Raw genomic sequence first — 631 nt, forward strand, 5'->3', positions numbered from 1 at the left:
GAAGTTAACATGTTCAGCCAATTCGTTTGCATCATACGTGGATATCCATCACGTGGAATATAAAACGGACGGAAGAACGTATTACTTCCTAAAGATTGTTTAATAACCCCATAATCTTCTGCATCAATTTTCATTCCTTCTGGGGCAATAACATCAAACACTGTTGTTTGATTGTCTAATTGCGTCGGTACTTCCTCTTCTTCCAACTCTTCCTCCTCTAGCTCCAATTCGTCCCTCTCTTCTGCTTCTATTTTTTTCTTTTCCTTTTTCTTTCTTCCGAACAACTTCATGTTTACGCCACCCCGTTATTTGATTTTTCTGCCTTTTCTTCTGCTAGCACTTTCTTCATTAACTCTAGTTTTCTTTCATTTGTTTCCCCTGTTGAATAGAGGGAGAAATTCTCATTTTCAATTAAGTCCTGGAAACGAGCTTTTACAGCTTTCCGACGGTTAAATGCTACATATAAAAGTTCTATTAATTTATCTTTCGTTAACATTTCTACATTAATTTTTGCTTTCGATAGTAGATTTCGAGAAGCATTATAACGGCGATATAATTCGTTAAACGCCTTATCCACAATCTTTTCTTCCAACTCTTCCTCTGTATCAGCAGTAATCGTACTAATATCAAC

General features: G+C 36.1%; 2 pseudogenes. Both read right to left on the bottom strand.

The features are described 5' to 3' along the window. Positions 1-290: pseudogene (locus ACTFRM_RS31195) on the bottom strand (hypothetical protein); the annotation flags it as partial. Positions 291-292: 2 nt separating this feature from the next. Beyond that, a pseudogene (locus ACTFRM_RS31200) lies at positions 293-631 on the bottom strand (hypothetical protein); the annotation flags it as partial.

The sequence above is a fragment of the Bacillus cereus group sp. MYBK227-1 genome, assembly GCF_051916325.1.
Classification (GTDB): domain Bacteria; phylum Bacillota; class Bacilli; order Bacillales; family Bacillaceae_G; genus Bacillus_A; species Bacillus_A cereus.